11 protein-coding genes and 1 pseudogene are annotated in these 16681 nt (G+C 58.1%); 10 read left to right on the top strand and 2 right to left on the bottom strand.

What is annotated here, in order from left to right; all coding sequences use genetic code 11:
• Positions 1–119 precede the first annotated feature (119 nt).
• The 3 genes from R8871_RS22380 (at position 120) to R8871_RS22370 (ending at position 6171) form a co-directional block, all read left to right on the top strand.
• Positions 120–2951, top strand: a complete 2832-nt coding sequence (locus tag R8871_RS22380) for a 2-oxoglutarate dehydrogenase E1 component (RefSeq protein WP_175052409.1) — start codon at positions 120–122, stop codon at positions 2949–2951.
• Positions 2952–3346: 395 nt separating this feature from the next.
• The gene (gene ilvB / locus R8871_RS22375) at positions 3347–5212 is read left to right on the top strand and encodes a biosynthetic-type acetolactate synthase large subunit (RefSeq protein WP_175052408.1); all 1866 of its coding nucleotides are present in this window, start codon (positions 3347–3349) and stop codon (positions 5210–5212) included.
• A gap of 53 nt (positions 5213–5265) precedes the next feature.
• Positions 5266–6171, top strand: coding sequence for a LysR family transcriptional regulator (locus tag R8871_RS22370; protein ID WP_175052407.1), 906 nt, complete (start codon positions 5266–5268; stop codon positions 6169–6171).
• A gap of 112 nt (positions 6172–6283) precedes the next feature.
• Here R8871_RS22370 and R8871_RS22365 read toward each other — a convergent pair whose 3' ends face one another.
• On the bottom strand, positions 6284–7777 hold the full coding sequence (locus R8871_RS22365) for a CoA-acylating methylmalonate-semialdehyde dehydrogenase (protein ID WP_246287642.1): 1494 nt from the start codon (positions 7775–7777) through the stop codon (positions 6284–6286).
• Positions 7778–7926: 149 nt separating this feature from the next.
• Entirely contained in the window at positions 7927–9195 is a 1269-nt protein-coding gene (locus R8871_RS22360; protein WP_322789521.1) for an MFS transporter, read from the bottom strand.
• A gap of 143 nt (positions 9196–9338) precedes the next feature.
• Between R8871_RS22360 and R8871_RS22355 the strand changes: the two genes are divergently transcribed.
• The 7 genes and pseudogenes from R8871_RS22355 to R8871_RS22325 all read left to right on the top strand — a co-directional run bounded on the left by R8871_RS22355 (position 9339) and on the right by R8871_RS22325 (position 16676).
• Positions 9339–10259 carry a LysR family transcriptional regulator gene (locus R8871_RS22355; RefSeq protein ID WP_175052405.1) on the top strand — a complete coding sequence of 307 codons (921 nt, stop codon included), beginning with the start codon at positions 9339–9341 and terminating at the stop codon, positions 10257–10259.
• Positions 10260–10639: 380 nt separating this feature from the next.
• A pseudogene (locus tag R8871_RS22350) lies at positions 10640–11953 on the top strand (replication endonuclease); the annotation flags it as partial.
• The gene (locus R8871_RS22345) at positions 11932–12231 is read left to right on the top strand and encodes an ogr/Delta-like zinc finger family protein (protein ID WP_322789520.1); all 300 of its coding nucleotides are present in this window, start codon (positions 11932–11934) and stop codon (positions 12229–12231) included. The pseudogene R8871_RS22350 and the gene R8871_RS22345, both read left to right, overlap by 22 nt.
• Positions 12228–12440, top strand: a complete 213-nt coding sequence (locus tag R8871_RS22340; RefSeq protein WP_175052404.1) for an ogr/Delta-like zinc finger family protein — start codon at positions 12228–12230, stop codon at positions 12438–12440. The genes R8871_RS22345 and R8871_RS22340 overlap by 4 nt, the downstream gene beginning before the upstream one ends.
• Positions 12441–13800: 1360 nt before the next feature.
• On the top strand, positions 13801–15126 hold the full coding sequence (locus R8871_RS22335) for a hypothetical protein (protein ID WP_175052403.1): 1326 nt from the start codon (positions 13801–13803) through the stop codon (positions 15124–15126).
• Positions 15127–15233: 107 nt separating this feature from the next.
• Positions 15234–15719, top strand: coding sequence for a hypothetical protein (locus tag R8871_RS22330; protein WP_175052402.1), 486 nt, complete (start codon positions 15234–15236; stop codon positions 15717–15719).
• Positions 15720–16346: 627 nt separating this feature from the next.
• Positions 16347–16676: a hypothetical protein gene (locus R8871_RS22325; protein ID WP_175052401.1), complete on the top strand. Its 330-nt coding sequence runs from the start codon at positions 16347–16349 to the stop codon at positions 16674–16676.
• Positions 16677–16681: the final 5 nt, after the last annotated feature.

The raw sequence follows: 16681 nt of genomic DNA, 5'->3' as shown, positions 1-16681 counted from the left end.
GCCGTGCCGACTCTCTATTCTTGATCCCATCAATGCGGCTGCCCGGATGAGGTTACAGCCGCCTCACGACATGTCACGGTCGAAGTGCGGACCTGACGCCAATCGAGGACGGATTCATCATGCTGATGCAAAAAATTCAAAGCTCTTTCTTATTCGGGGGAAACGCCCCCTATGTCGAGGAACAATACGAGCTCTACCTGGCTGACCCAGCGTCGGTCCCGGATGAGTGGCGCGCTTATTTCGATGCATTGAGCGCAACCCCCGCCATCGACGGGAGCGATCGCGATGACCAACCACACGCTCCTGTCGTGTCCACCTTCGTCGATCTGGGTAAGCGGTCGCGGGTCACGGAGATGACGCTCGATGACGGTCTTGCGATCGCCAGAAAACAGGTAGCGGTACAGTCGCTGATTGCGGCGTACCGTATGACCGGCACGCGCAAGGCGAAACTGGACCCGCTGCTGTGGACGTTGCCGCAGGCTTCGATCGAACTCACGCCAACGTTCTACGGCCTGTCGGTGGCAGACATGTCTACGCGATTCAGCACAGCCGACACGTTTTTCTTTGATGAAGACGCAACGTTGGGCGACATTGTCGCGGCGCTCGAACAGACGTATTGCGGCACGCTGGGCGCCGAGTTCATGCATCTGACCGATGCCAACGAGCGGCGTTGGTGGCAGATGCGGCTTGAGTCAACACGCGCGAAGCCTTCGTTTTCAGTAGCGGAGAAAAATCGGATTCTCGAGCGTTTGACAGCCGCCGAAGGACTGGAGAAGTATCTTCACACCCGCTACGTCGGGCAAAAGCGATTCTCGCTGGAAGGTGGGGAATCGTTGATCGTGTTGCTGGACGAACTCGTGCGCTATGGCGCATCGAAGAAGGTGAGCTCGGTGGTGATGGGCATGGCGCATCGTGGACGTTTGAATGTGCTGGTGAACATTGTCGGCAAGCCTCTGCGCGCGCTATTCGATGAGTTCGACGGGAAGGTTGGGGACCATCTTCCAGCAGGCGACGTCAAGTACCACAAGGGCTTTAGCAGTGTCACGCAGACGAACGACGGGCCGGTGGATGTCGTACTTGCATTCAACCCCTCACATCTGGAAATCGTCAACCCGGTTGTGCAGGGCATGGCACGTGCCAAAGGGGATGCTCTGGGCTCGGAGGACGGTAGTGACGTGCTGCCCGTCGAAATTCATGGCGACGCGGCAATGTCCGGGCAAGGCGTCGTGATGGAGACGTTGAGCCTAACGTACACCCGTGGGTACGGCACGGGCGGAACCGTCCACGTCGTTGTCAACAACCAGATCGGATTTACGACTTCGGATCCGCGCGATACGCGCTCGACGTTCTACTGCACGGACATCGCGAAGATGATCGAGGCACCCGTTTTGCACGTCAACGCTGACGACCCCGAAGCGGTGGCCATGGCGGTGCGGCTCGCGCTCGACTATCGCACAGCTTTCAAGCGTAGCGTAGTGATCGATCTCGTCTGCTTCCGCAAGTATGGGCATCAGGAGCAGGACACACCCAGCATCACGCAGCCTCTCATGTATCGCGCGATCGCCAGCCATCCAGGTGCGAGGACCATTTACGCTCAACGGTTGATTCAGGAAGGCGTGGTGACGTCCGTACAGGCCGACGACTACGTCAATGCAAGCCGCGACGGTTTTGAGCTTGCGCGCCAGAGCGAGACGCCCGCGGCATCCGTCGGGCCAGACGAAATACCAGCCTGGCCGAAGCTTCTCGAGGACTATTCCGGCCCTGTCACCTATGGCCCACCGTTGCCCGCGCAGGTACGTGCGCTGGCGCAGCAGATATCGACTATTCCCGACGGTTATGAACTCCATCCGCTGGTTGGCAAGATGATGGCCGCGCGCCGCGAGATGGCGGCCGGAAGTAAGCCGATCGATTGGGGAATGGGCGAGCACCTGGCATTCGCCTCGTTGCTCGGCGCGGGGGTGGATGTCCGGTTGAGCGGGCAGGATAGCGCGCGGGGGACATTCAGTCACCGTCACGCCGTTCTGCACAACCAGAGACGGACGAGCCGGTCGGACGGCGTGTACATCCCGCTCGAACACATTGACGAGGCACGAGGCAGGTTTACCGTGACGAACTCCATTCTGTCTGAGGCGGCCGTGCTGGCCTTCGAGTACGGCTACTCGACGGCGAACCGCAACGCGCTTGTCGTGTGGGAGGCGCAGTTCGGCGATTTTGCGAATGGCGCACAGGTTGTGATCGATCAGTTCATCGCCGCGGGTGCCGCGAAGTGGGGGCAGCTCAGCGGATTGACCTTGTTCTTGCCGCATGGGCAGGACGGGCAAGGACCGGAGCACGCGTCGGCGAGGCTGGAGCGCTATCTGCAACTCTGCGCGCAGGACAACATGCGGGTCGTCCAACCAACGATGCCTGCGCAACTGTTCCATTTACTGCGGATGCAAGCGACTGTCTTCGATCGCCGACCGCTCGTCGTGATGACGCCCAAGTCACTGTTGCGTCATCCGGAAGCGGTAAGCACGCTCGACGACCTGGCCAAGGGCGCGTTCCGTGAGGTGCTGGGCGATACGCAGGTCGAGCCGTCGCGGGCGTCGACTGTGGACCGCGTCATCGTGTCTTCGGGCAAGGTGTACTTCGACCTGCTCGAACATCGCCGCACCTCTGGCGTTGCCGATACACCGCTCATCCGTGTCGAACAGCTGTATCCGTTTCCGTCCCGGCAACTGGCCGCGGAGTTTGCGCGCTATCCGAATCTGAAGACGGTAGTCTGGAGTCAGGAGGAATCGCGTAACCAGGGTGCATGGGGCGCTATCGAACCGCAGTTGCGTGAGATCCTGCCTTCGGCCGCGCAACTGCGGTATGCGGGGCCGCCTGCATCCGCATCGACTGCGCCAGGTTATCACTCGGCACACGTGGCGAGACAGGCGGCGCTTGTTTCGAGTGCATTCGCGATGTAACGGCGCAGGCGGATTGGGATGATCCTGCATGCAGGATCTCAGCTGCTCGGGTGCGAATAACTCGCCCGAGCAGCGGTCGTTTGCATGTTGTTGGAAAGCGATGCGGCAGAAGTGGCGTTGTGATGGCCAGAATGAAGCCTATTCTGGCCCATATGCAACCTTCTTGGGCGTGCGCGCAGCGTCAATCATCGTCACAATGGGTAAAACCATTTCTCACGATTCTTCCAGAAGCACATCAAGAAAGTGCTGGGTGGGCAGCGCTTTGCACGGAGAACCCGTTAGAGCAGTCGTCCATAAGCTGGTACGGAACATACGCTGTTCTCGAGTTGGAAGGGAAATTGCCCTTCGATTGTGGCCGCTGACAGTGTTGGCGCCCTTTTCCATGCGAACCAGTCATGACCCGAAATCCGAACCCTGTTTTAGAAGCCCTCCCGAAACCGCCGCTTGCCGGCGAATTGATGTCGGGTGCTGACATCATCCTGCGCGTACTCAGCGAACAGGGCGTCGACACCGTATTTGGTTATAGCGGCGGCGCGATTTTGCCGACGTATGACGCTGTCTTTCGTTTCAACGAAATGCACGCGGAAAATCCCGAGCGCCAGATCAACCTCGTTGTACCCGCCAATGAACAGGCCGCCGGCTTCATGGCTGCTGGTTATGCGCGCGCGAGCGGAAAAGTTGGCGTATTCATGGTTACGTCCGGTCCCGGAGCGACGAACGCGGTGACGCCGATCGCCGACTGTAACGGTGATTCAATCCCCGTCGTCCTCATATGTGGACAGGTGCCTCGTGCCATGATCGGCAGTGACGCTTTTCAGGAGGCGCCTGTCTTTAACATCATGTCGGCGTGCGCAAAGCAGGTGTTTCTGGTTACCGACCCGGCGAAGCTGGAACAGACACTGCGGACCGCATTCGAAGTCGCTCGCACCGGCCGTCCTGGCCCAGTTGTCGTGGACGTGCCGAAGGACATCCAGAACTGGACCGGCACTTACCACGGGCAAGGCACTTTGGAGTTTCGAGGCTACTCCGACCGTCCTCGAAAGGTGGCCAAAGGCGCGCTTCTCGAAGATGGCAAGCGCAGTGAATTTTTCGATCTACTGGCGCGGAGCAAGCGACCGCTGCTATATGCCGGCGGCGGAATCATCACGGCTGGCGCAACGGTTGAATTGCGTCAGTTTGCAGAGCGCTATGGGATTCCTGTGGTGACCACGCTGATGGGTCTTGGCGCAATATCCCTGAAGCACGAACTGGGACTTGGCATGCTGGGCATGCACGGCACTGCTTGTGCGAACTACGCCGTGGAAGATTGTGACTTCCTCATCGCGGTGGGTGCCCGGTTTGATGACCGGGTCGCCGGTGGCCGCCCTGACTCATTTGCGCCCGGAGCGAAGCATGTGGCGCATATCGACATCGATGAGGCGGAAATTAACAAGGTTAAACGGGCGCACTGGACACACGTAGGCGACGCGAAGGATGCCTTGCTGTCACTGATGAAGCATGATCCAGCCACGCAAGCGTCGTCGGGCTGGCTGGATCATATAAAGGAACTGAAACGGGTCTACGGTATGAACTACGACCGGAACAGTCCACTGATCCAGCCGCAGCTCGTTGTCGAAAAGCTCAGTGAAATTACCGGCGGGCGAGCAATCGTCAGCACAGGCGTCGGCCAGCACCAGATGTGGGCTGCGCAGTTTTTCGACTTCGTCGAGCCGCGAAGCTTCCTGACGTCGGGCAGCATGGGGACGATGGGTTTCGGGCTGCCTGCCGCTATCGGTGCTCAACTGGCGCGACCGAATGCGCTCGTGATCGACATCGATGGTGACGGCAGCATCCGCATGAATATTGGCGACCTGGAAACGGCAACCACGTATGGCGTGCCCGTCAAGGTACTGCTGCTCAACAATCTCGGTGACGGGATGATCCGGCAGTGGCAGCGTCTTTTTTACGAGGGACGATTGTGCGTGAGCGACAAGTCGCTACATCGCAAGGATTTTGTCATGGCAGCCCGGGCCGACGGGTTTGAGTTTGCGTATCGCGTTGAAGCCATGAGCGAGCTCGAGGACAAACTTAAGGCCTTTGTAGAATTTGACGGACCGGCTTTCCTTGAAGTGATGGTCGACCAGGACGCTGACGTGTTTCCGATGGTGGGACCTGGGCAAGGCTACGCGAATATGATCACCGGGCCATTTATCCCCTCGCGGTCTGAGCGGGAATCCGGAGAGGAGGGCGCAGAGCGTCAAGCGGCGGCGGATATGTTCTAACCATCCTTCGTGCAGCGAACCTCAACATGTAAAGAGAAACGTAACGACACACGATGGACAAGATTTCCGCAATGAAGGTGTATGTGAAGGTGGTCGAAGCGGCCACCTTCACGAGAGCCGCCGAAGTTCTGCATACCTCGGCGGTCTATGTTACCCGTATGGTTCAGGCGCTCGAGTCGGATCTGGGCGTGAAACTTCTTATCCGCACAACCCGCCGAAGCAAGCCGACAGACGCTGGCTTGCGCTACTACGAACGTTGTGTCGCGCTTCTTCGGGATCTGGACGAAATGGACGCCGATGCTCAGGCTTCCACGGGAAGCAAAAGCGGAGTAGTCCGAGTCAGCATGCCCTCGCTAGTCGCGAAGTCGACGGTTATCCCGGATCTACCGAAATTTTTCGCCAGTAATCCTGACATTCGCCTGGACATCAGCATTGCCGATCACCACTCCGATTTGATCGAAGAGGGACTGGACTGTGCCCTGCGCGTGGGAGCGGTGAGCGAACCCGGACTAGTTGCTAAAACGGTGGGCCATTACAAAACGCTGACCTACGCGTCGCCCGAATATATCCGTGTCCATAGCGAGCCCTTGAACCTGGATGACCTCAGCGATCACATCGGCGTGAGTTACGCCCTGAAGTCAGGCCGTGTCAGAGGTTGGGAGTTTCTCGAGGGAAGTGAGGTGCGTTCCGTTCAGCTGAAGAGCGCGATCCTGGTGAACGACACAGATACCTACATGGCATGTGGGCTCGCGGGCCTCGGATTGATACAGGGGAGCACTTTTATACTTGACGCTCATGTGCGAGCAGGCCGACTGTGCAAGGTTCTGAGCGACTATCCGTTAAATCCCCGCCCAGTGTCCGTTGTGTATGTGCCTAATCGAACCAGGCCAAAGCGGGTCGACATTTTTATCGACTGGTTAGTCGACTTGTATTCGATTCATCGTGCCGACCAAAGCTAGTTCGCTTCAGCAGGCTTGGCATTACTAGTTACGTGTGCGTTATCGGATGAAAGAGAGGTGTTGCAATGCCCGGGTCGGCGAACCTGACCACAGGCATTGCGAATTCCGCACTTTAGGCGACGCTGTCGGGCCAGCGTTGCATGACGCTCTTGTAGTGCGTGTAGAAGCGCACAGCCTCTTCGCCGTACGCGTGATGATCGCCGAACAGCGATCGCTTCCAGCCCCCGAACGAATGCCATGCCGACGGCACCGGACTCGGCACGTTAATGCCCACCATGCCAACCTGAATCTGCCGGGAGAATGCGCGCGCCGCAGCGCCGTCGGAGGTGAAAAGCGATACGCAGTTGCCCAGTTCGTGCGCGTTGACGAGTGCGATCGCACTCGCGAGATCAGGCACGCGCACAACCGACAGAACCGGCCCGAAAATCTCTTCCCGATAGATGCTCATATCCGGCTTCACGTCGTCAAAGAGCGAGCCGCCGAGAAAGAAACCCTCTTCGCGGCCCGGCACGGTCTGGCCGCGGCCATCGACGACGAGCTTCGCACCTGCCGCGATGCCCGCGTCGATATAGCCCAACACCTTCGTGCGATGCGCGGCGCTGATGAGCGGGCCCATGTCCAGACCGGGCTCCTCCATGCCGCTGCCCATCCTGAGCGAGCGCACACGCGGCGCGAGGCGCTCGATCAGCTCATCGCCAATAGGACCAACCGCCACTGCGACTGAGGTTGCCATGCAGCGTTCGCCCGCCGAGCCGTACGCCGAGTTGATCAGCGCATCCACGGCTTGATCGATATTCGCGTCGGGCATGACGACGAGATGATTCTTCGCGCTGCCTAGCGCCTGCACGCGCTTGCCGCGCTTTGCGCTTTCGCCGTAGATGTATTCAGCAACCGGCGTCGAGGCGACGACAGATATCGCGACCACATCGGGATGCTGGATCAGCCCATCGACGACGGCCTTGCTGCCATGCACGACATTGAAGACGCCTTTCGGAAAGCCCGCCTCGATGAACAGCTCGGCAAGGCGGATCGATGCCGACGGCGTGCGCTCCGAGGGCTTCAGTATGAACGTGTTACCGGTCGCGGCGGCCATCACAAACATCCAGCACGGGACCACCATCGGGAAATTGAACGGCGTGACGCCCGCCGCCACGCCGAGCGGTTGGCGTAGATTCCAGGCGTCCATGCCGCCGCTGATCTGATCGGTGAAATCGGTCTTGAGCAGGTTCGGAATGCCACACGCGAATTCGACGATTTCGATACCGCGCATCACCTCGCCCTTCGCGTCCGAAAACAGCTTACCGTGGTCGCGCGTAATGAGCTCGGCGAGTTCGTCGCTATGCGCCTCAAGCAGTTCCTTGAACTTGAACATCAAACGAGCACGCGTTAGCGGCGAAGTTTCGCTCCAGGCCGGGAACGCGGCTTTTGCAGCGGCGACGGCGGCGTCGACTTCAGCTGCGTTTGCGACCGGCACGCGGGCCGTCACACGGCCTTGCGCCGGATCGAATACCTCGGCGAACTGCCCGCTCACGCCAGTGGCGCGTTGACCGTCGATGAAATGACTCAGCTCGCGCACACGCGTGGCGCCTTGATCTGCTTCGCTCATACGTCTCTCCTAAAAGGTAGATTGGCGGTACGCGCTTGAGTAACTAGCGCGTCCCTGGCGGGGTCGGTGCGATCTTTCAGTGCCATCCTGCCCGCGTCAACTCGTGCAAAACCCGCTGACTCCTGTCACCAGGTTCTCAATGGATTACTTCAATCCGGGTTCGATGTGATTTGCCCCGCGTTGATTGGTGCGTCGGGAAGCGGACCTTGCGGTGCCCCTGTGCGGCGAGGAGCGCCGATCAGGTGGAATGCCGAAGCGACGAGCCCGAGCGCGATACCGAAGGCGACGATGCCCGTCCAGCCGAAGTGGGTCATCAGCCAGCCACTGACCACTGTGCCGAGGGCGCCGCCGAAGAAGGTGGCGGTCATATAGAGGCTGTTGATGCGGCCCTGAGCTTTCGGATCGACTGCGAAGGCGCGAGTCTGATTGGATACCAATCCGGCCTGCACGCCGATATCGAGCACAACGACACCGATCACGAGGAACGTAAGCGAGGAGTTCGCGCCGGAGAGAAGCAGGTAGGCAAGCGTAACGATGCCGATACTGGCCCCAACCACAGTGCGGGTCCCGAGCCGGTCGGAGGCACGCCCGCCGAGCGAAGCGGCAAACGCGCCGGCCGCACCGATGATGCCGAAGGCACCCGCCCACGCACTGCCAAGATGCCATGGTCCGCTGGCAAGGAGCGCCGCCAGATTGACCCAGAAGGCGTTGAAACAGGCCCACAACAATGCCTGCACAAGCATCGATTCACGAATCGGACGATTGTCCCGCGCCAGTGGCCACAGCGAAGCGAGCAGCCGGCCGTAGGAAAGATTCGTGGAGGGCACACCCCGCGGCAGGAGCGAAGCGGCAGCGATCCAGACCGGCACCATGAACGCCGCTTCCATGCCGTAGACCGCGCGCCAGCCATAAGCCGCACCAACCAGCCCGGCGATCGTGCGGCCGAGCAGGATGCCGACCATGATGCCGCTGACGACCGTCCCGACGTTACGCCCTCGCTCGGTCGGCCGCGACATGACGGCCGCAAAAGGCACAAGTTGCTGCGGCACGCAGCTGACGATGCCAAGACCAAAGGACGCCGCAATCAGTGTCCAGATACCGGGCGAGATTGCCGCGGTGGCGGCGAAAACGAAGGCAAGTGCGATCTGGCCAAGCACCAGCTTGCGCCGGTCGAAGCGGTCGCCGAGTGGCAACAGCAGCGCGAGCCCGGTAGAGAAACCGAGCAACGCCGCAGCGGCGACCAGATCAACCGTCGTCAGGTCGACCCCCAGCCCCGCTTTGATCAATGGCAGGATCGGCTGGGTGCAATAGATATTGGTGATCACCGCGCCAGCGATGATCGCCATCATGGCGATCCTGCCGCGCGACGCTACCGCGGGCGGTGTTGCAATTTCGGGGGTAGTGGGCAGGCCGCGCACGGTGTTCTCCGGTTAGTTCGATCTCTCCGGCATCGACAGCAAAATGCTGCGAACCAGGGTTCAGTTGCGAACTGTATGCGCTTGCATAAACAAAGAGAATCCATCAGGATTAGGAATCATCCTTCCATTATTTGATAGAGTTCATGAATCGTCTTGAATCCATGTCTATCCTTGTCGCTGTCGTTGATTCGGGCAGTCTGTCGGCTGCCGCGCGTCGCCTCGGCATGCCGCTGGCAACGGTCAGCCGCAAGGTTGGGGACCTGGAGTCTCATCTGAAGACGCGTCTGCTTCACCGCACGACGCGACAACTTTCGTTGACGGATGCCGGGAGCTCATACGTGGCAGCCTGCCGGCGCATTCTCGAAGAAATTGGGGAGGCCGAGCGCGCCGCGACTGGAGAATACGCCGCGCCTAGAGGCGAGCTCGTGGTGACCGCGCCCGTCGTTTTCGGGCGCTTGCACGTCGTACCGGTGGTTGCGGATTTTCTAGCGCACTATCCGGAGATCGACATCAGTCTCGTGCTCACGGATCGCGTCGTGCATCTGATGGACGAACACACCGACATCGCGGTCCGGATCGGCGAACTGCCAGATAGCACGTTCATGGCGACGAGAGTTGGAACGGTTCGCCGGGTGGTATGTGCGAGTCAGGCGTATCTGGCAACTCATGGCGAGCCGACAAACCCACGCGATCTCGCCGGCCATGAGTGCATTACCTTCGAGGTCCTCGAGTCCGTGCGCGCCTGGGTTTTCGGGAGCGGTAAGTCAGAGTTGTCCGTGCCGGTTCATTCACGGCTAACAGTCAATACGGCGGAGGCAGCTATTGCTGCCGCGAGTCTCGGAGTTGGATTAGTACGTGTGTTGTCCTACCAGGTTGCAGACGCCATACGTGACAACACACTTCGCGTCGTGCTCGACACTTTTGAGTCGGCGCCATTGCCTATCAATCTCGTGCATAAAGGACAAGCGCCGCTGCCGTTGAAGTTGCGTGCTTTTCTCGACTTCGTGACGCCGCGCCTACGCACTCCTACGGCGCACGAATTCACTGATGTCACGAGGCCTTGACTGCTTCGGTCGGAGCGACTGCATGGCATGTCTCGCGCCGACCGGCTTTCTGTTCGTTCGGCGCCGACTCTGAACATCACAACAGCGAACACATCAGGAAACTTCTGAGCGTTCGCCGGATCGTCAGAACTTGTGACGGATGCCTGTGACGGCAATAAATTGCGTGTGGCTACTCGACGGGCCGGATGCCCCCTCGATCTGCGCAACTGCGTTCGTGGCGCGTTGGTACAGCAAGTCAATGTAGACGTCTGTCGATTTGGAAAGGAAGTATTGAAGTCCTGCCGTCGTCTGCCAGTAGCGCCACGAGTCCACCTTTCCGTTCGTCGATACATTCGTATAGATTTCGCCGAGCGCGGCATGGAAAGTGGGGGTGATGCGGTATCCGCCTGCATTACGTTCACTACAAGGCTGAACCGTACGCGAGCGATGAAGCCGTGCGCCGGCGCATTGCGCAGAACCGACGTAACGCGGCCACGCTTGAAGCTGTCACGCTGGAAAACGAACTCGGCCACCGTTTCACGCTCGCCGAGCTGGCAGCAAAGAGCATTTCCAACAAGGCACTTAAGCGCGGCGAGCTGATGACGCGCCTTCGCGGCTGTGAAGATCTGGCAGTCGCAGCCCACTTTGAAGGCGTGATGTTCACGCTCACTTGCCCGAGCCGTTTTCACGCCATCCGGCAATTGGGCAACGGCACCCGGTTCATTCCGAACAAAAAATACAGCGGCGCCTCGGCTCGCGACGGACAGGTGTATTTGCGCAAGGTATGGGCGCGGATTCGCGCGCAGCTCAAGCGCGAGGGCGTGACGTATTTCGGCATGCGCGTGGCAGAGCCGCATCACGACGCTACACCGCATTGGCACGGCCTGATTTTCTCGAACGATGTAGACCGCGTTTGCGCTGTGATGCGCGCCCACGGCCTGCGCGATTCGGGCAACGAGGCCGGGGCGCAGGAACGGCGTGTGAAGTTTGAGCGAATCGACAGCGCCAAAGGTTCAGCAGTTGGCTACATCGCGAAGTACATCGCCAAGAACATCGACGGTCATGCGGTCGGCGACCACAAGACGCAAGAGGGCTACATCGTCCAGGCGGATATGTGGGGCGAAGACGAAATTACACCATCGCAACGCGTGGAAGCTTGGGCCGCGCTGTGGGGCATTCGCCAATTTCAGCAGTTCGGCGGTGCGCCTGTTGGCGTGTGGCGTGAGCTGCGGCGTGTGAAGGCTGAAGACCTCCCGACCGCTGAAGAATCCCCCGCAATTGTGGCGGCATGGCACGCGGCACAGAAGACCGATACCCATAAAGCGGATTGGGCGCTATACGCGCGGGCCATGGGTGGTGTTGCAGGCGAAGAACGCCTCATTTACGTGAAGCGCACCACGCAGCACAGGGAAGGCCGCTACGGGATCGCGCCGGTCAAGGTATCACACGGCGTTGCAGCGACGGGCGTTGCCTACATCGTGGACGGTATGTGTGCGTACTCGAAGGAAACAGAGATTTTTGTTCCGGCTACTCGCTACGAGTGGCGGAAGGTTGAGCGCAGCGGCGAAGCCGCGAGCACTCGGACTCGTGTCAATAACTGTACGCGCAGCATTCGGCCAGGGGTGGCCGATCCCGTTGCGCAGTTGAATCGCGGCAATGAAATCAGCGTCAGCGGGGAAGGGCGAGGCGAGAAATGGGGTCAACGGAACCTGTAGAGCAAAAAATTTCCATGACACAAATGAAAATCGATTGCCCGTGCTGCGGCGGTGAAATTGATGCGCGCCATACCGAAAGTCTATCGACAACTTTGCGGCGCATGTACTTCGTTTGTGAAGACTGCGGCTATCGCACGCCAGCAGGTTTCGAGATCCTGTTTTCGTTGTCGGCGTCATCCCGGCCGCGCGAAGGCGTGTCGCTCCAAGTGCGGCCGTCGCCGATGCTCCGCGGTGCGGTGAACGCGCGAACGACGATGAATCGGGAGAGCCGGCCGTGAGGTTCACGATCGCTTGCCCGCAATGCGGCGCTCGCGGCATCGCGCGGGCGATGGAAAAGAAATCGGAGACGGATTGGGAGATTGACTTCCAGTGCGATGACGTGACGTGCGGTCACACATATCGCACGAAGCTCGAGATGTTCCCGCCCGAACTGCCCATACCCAAACGGCAGAGGCGAAGCAACACCGAATTGCAGTTCGACCTTTAATAAGCTCCGGGGGAGAGATGTACATCAAAATGACCATGCCAATGAGAGCACAACCAGCGCCAATTGCACTTGTGGTCACGGTGACTGCCGCCTGTCTGTCGGTGGCAGCGGGGCGGGTGGCCCGCGGAGCGCGTGCTGCTTATCTGCGTCGGTGTCATGCTGGTTGTCGCCGCCCATTTGGTCCCCGCCCTGTTCCGCCCGTACGGCTGGCGCATTAGGGTGATCGGCGCAGCTCTGTGGATGGCTGCACGGTGGCGAACTGTTACAGCCACACCATGTTTTTCTTGATGGCACAGAAGCATGCAGGCGACCTCCGCGCGGCGGCCGTCCCGGTAGTCTCTGCCCCTAATCGCAATCTAGCAGAGATCGCCAGCGATCGTGCCGGCATCGTGGCGCGACTGGCAGCTCTCGACGCCAGCGGTCGGTCGCTCAGGCGGGTGTTGCTGCGATAGGGCCGCCGAGGTTGACGCTGAGCGTACATCCCGAGCGCGCATAAGGACACCAAAATTCGCTACAAAATGGCGGTCCGCTCCACCGAGCGACGCCTATCCTCTAGTCAGGCACCTAGTTCAGCGTGCTTATGTTGCGTTGGCGCACCTTGATCTGACCAACTTTTCGGACGTAGTTATACGTACTGTAGCGCCAAGAATCGTCCTTATAGCGACGCTCGCCTGTGTCCACATGATAAGTGCGCTCTTAAAACGCACTTTTCCTGAACTAGAACTGATCTAGTCGTTGAACAATCGCGCGGGGAATTCCGCTCACTGGCCAAGTCACCCGCTGGAAGCAAATTGATGGTTAATTCAGCCGAACCAGAAGGGAGTACTAGGACGAGCGATGCGCCAACGGCGCCCACCCCGGGAACTGGCCGAGCACCGTCAGGACTGTCAGGCGGTCCTTCGCCTGAACTTGACTCTTCCCGCGGCGGCATTGGCGTTTCAGACTCCAAAAATGATCCAAAAAATGCGACTTCTGAGGGACCGAAGGATCCGATTATAAATGGCGTGCTAAACGGCTACGGAACATCCCCCGCCGAACTTTTGCAGACGCAGCAAGGAACTCTATTAACTGACTCCCCTGCGCCAATGACGTGCACTCCTGATAATCCAACCGGGCAGGCTCAGCAACCAACGCCTCAAATGGGCCCATGGGACGGGAAACAAAGTGGACCAGGTCAAGGTACGCCACCCGCACAAGTCATGGAGCAAATCTCCGGCGCACCAATTGCGGCAGTGGCAGGTTCTGTCGTCGCGGAAACTCTTGGGGCTGCATACATTGGGGCTGAGATTATTTACAAGACGTACGAATACTTGAAAGAGGCAATTCGCGGTAGTTCTGATGATAACCGGGAACGTTAATCATGGATACGAACATTAAGCCCATCCAACCTAAGCCGGCGGATTGGACGCAATTGAAGAAATTATTGGTGAAAAAGGGAGTGCTTGACAAAATTTTTATAACGCCAATTTCAGTGTCTCGCAGGGAGGCCGCTGCGGATAAATTCGAACCCTTGTTGATTTCCACGCAGATCGACAAGCTTGGGGATTTGATCGAGAAATGCATGGCACTACGCCGAGAGATTCGCGAGCTGGAAGTCCTGGCCGTCAAGTCAATAATGGACTATGAGTTATTTATTAAAACGTCGGCCATTGACGAGGAGGCTGAAAAAATCAAGCTTTTAAGGTCGGCAAAGGAAGCCGAGAAGCAGGGCGAAGACTCTGCAGCAACGGCGTTTGGCACTACGGCACCTCTAAACAGTGGCTTCGCAGCCATTTCAGAGGGGCGAAGCGTCGGGCTAGATCATGAATTGACGGCTGGTGATCGGTTAGCTGAATTGATCAAAGCCCGCTGGAGCAGTGTAAGAGAGTATCAGGCCTCGTATTATTCAAGATACAAAGAGTCAGGTAATGCGCATAATTATACGGAACGAGTTAGAAATTTAAAAACAATAATCGAAGAAGAAATGTCCGAAGCAATGGATAGAGCGATTGCTCTCGATGTGGGTCTAAAGTCCATTTACGGTTGGTCTCCCGCCCCGGCTCCCGCGAAAATTGATCTAGTAGTGCTCGATGCATTTGTGGTCTGGGTGTTAAAGGCGCGAAGAGGCGTAAATAGTCGGTCCGAAAGGGAAACATCGTTTGATATCACTGTTCCGCTAGTTCAACCGTGGTCCAACAAAGCACACGGGATTATCAATCGAGACGTCTTCGATCAAGCGATTAAGTCCCCTACAGATCAACCCATATTGCTTCGTTTCGATATTGACCGGTCAATATTCTTCGATCAGGATGTCCGACTGAAAGGTTTTGGTTTAGCGTTTGGGAACAAGTGTCAAATTCTTCAAACGAGCGGAATTGATAGGATTCAGACGGCCGATGGCTTTGCGCGAATAGCTGCGATCGTCGCTACACCTGAACAAACATACTCCAACGGAGATAAATATAAACGCCCCCCCATTATTCTAGGCAATATTGGTCCGCACCAATCAGGGCAGCCAACCGCATTTGTTGACGGAGCGTTGATCGAAAATATATGTCCAGTGGGATCATGGGAAATCAGACTTCACCCGTGGATTGTTTGGAAAGAATCTGACGCCAAGAAGATTAGCGATGGAATAGAAGACGAAAATTCGCGAATTAGGGACTTGAAAATCATGTTCAGGGTGTATTTGCCAGCTTTGTCTTAGGCCGAGTAGAGACGCTGTGTGAGACTGGGGAGAAATCTTCTAGCAACCTGATAAAACCCGATTCGCACTCCAATTTAGAAGGTAAAGTTTGCAAGAAGGAAGGTGATATGTCTCTGTACAAAATAAATGGCGACGCGCAGGAAATTCGCCAAGATCCTGCCGACCGGAGTGATAGTTCAGGAGAGATGCGGAACATTATTTTTCTTCTCGCCAATTATAAATGCGAACCTGCCCGCACTGGCTTGCCCGTTATGATCTCGGTTCGAATGACGTTGAGCAAGCCAGCGCCATCGTTTGAGGGGATGGCGACAGAAGTGACAGGCAAATTTGGTGCAGAGGACGGAAGCTTTGATGCATATTCAATATTTGTCCCGAAAATTTTATTTCGAGACAAAAATTATTGGCACCAACCTTTCGCTTTCATTGCTGGAATAATTTTCGGGTTGATTTTCATTGGCGTGGGAATTGCGACTCTATTGTCATGGCCAGGTGCGGGCGGCCCATGGCCGATCGCTGCAGTATTCATACTCATCGGATTAGGAATTGCCGGATTCGCGACGTTCCGCCTTATCCGAGATGTGTTAAATGAATAGTTTGCTTGCTGTTCACTTAGACTTGTAAAGCGCATGAGCAACCTAGCTTGTACAGCAATCACTTTGACCTCGCGTCAATCTCGCCAAATGTTTCCTTTATGAATAACTCGGAAAGTTGGAAGGACAAATTCGTCGGTCAGGCACTGGCAGCCCCCGGCTGAACTGCGACGGTGCAGCCGCGCGGTCAATCCGGAGGAATACCGGCAGCGCGCATCGCATTGCAGCACTCGATCGGCTCTGAGACAGGCCCGAATCCGGTGCAGACTTGTGCTGTGGGGGCCGGCGGCCTGCTGCATCAAATCTATCGACTCAAGAGGGGGGCAGGCGGGGAGGGGGACTGCGATCCGGAAGCCGCCGGAACCACCAAGGGCCCGTAGGGCCGACCAGTGGCCACATTGGTCCCCCACCCCGCTGTTGGATCACGGCCGGCCCGTCATGAGGCGGTCAAACGAATCGAGAGCCGCCACGCACTGTCGGGTTTGGCGACCCACGATCATTCGACGCCGCTACGCTATGTGGATCGTTGTTTCCTTCCAATATTCTGACAGGCGCGTCTTGGCTTTATTGCTGTCTGAGGCAGTCTGGCCGCCATGCTACGATCCTCGAAATGCACACACGGAGGTTAATATGTCCCGCGAGTCCGAATGGATCGAGGCCATCCTTCGAGGCGAATTTCCCGATGATGTTGAATTCCAGGAGGGCAGTCGTCCGAACCACGTCGTCGTCACCTGGGCAGTCGTCGGGCCTGACGATGCGCCGCGACGCAACGCTCCGTTCGTTGTCGTTGTAGATAGGGAGGCGATCGACCGATACGACTCAAGTAATGGTGTAGAGCAGGCGAGGATCGGGGCCCGGGTACGCGAGATGGTCGGGCATCGTCGCGGGCGCTACGATCCGAATGGGCCGGTCGACGTTGCCACCCCGTTCGTCGTTCAGATTGACGAAGGCGATCTCTAACAATT

It is taken from the genome of Paraburkholderia sediminicola, from assembly GCF_902859805.1.
GTDB lineage: Bacteria > Pseudomonadota > Gammaproteobacteria > Burkholderiales > Burkholderiaceae > Paraburkholderia > Paraburkholderia sediminicola.
The sequence above is the reverse complement of the archived record's forward strand: the minus strand, read 5'-3'. Positions and strand labels throughout refer to the sequence as shown.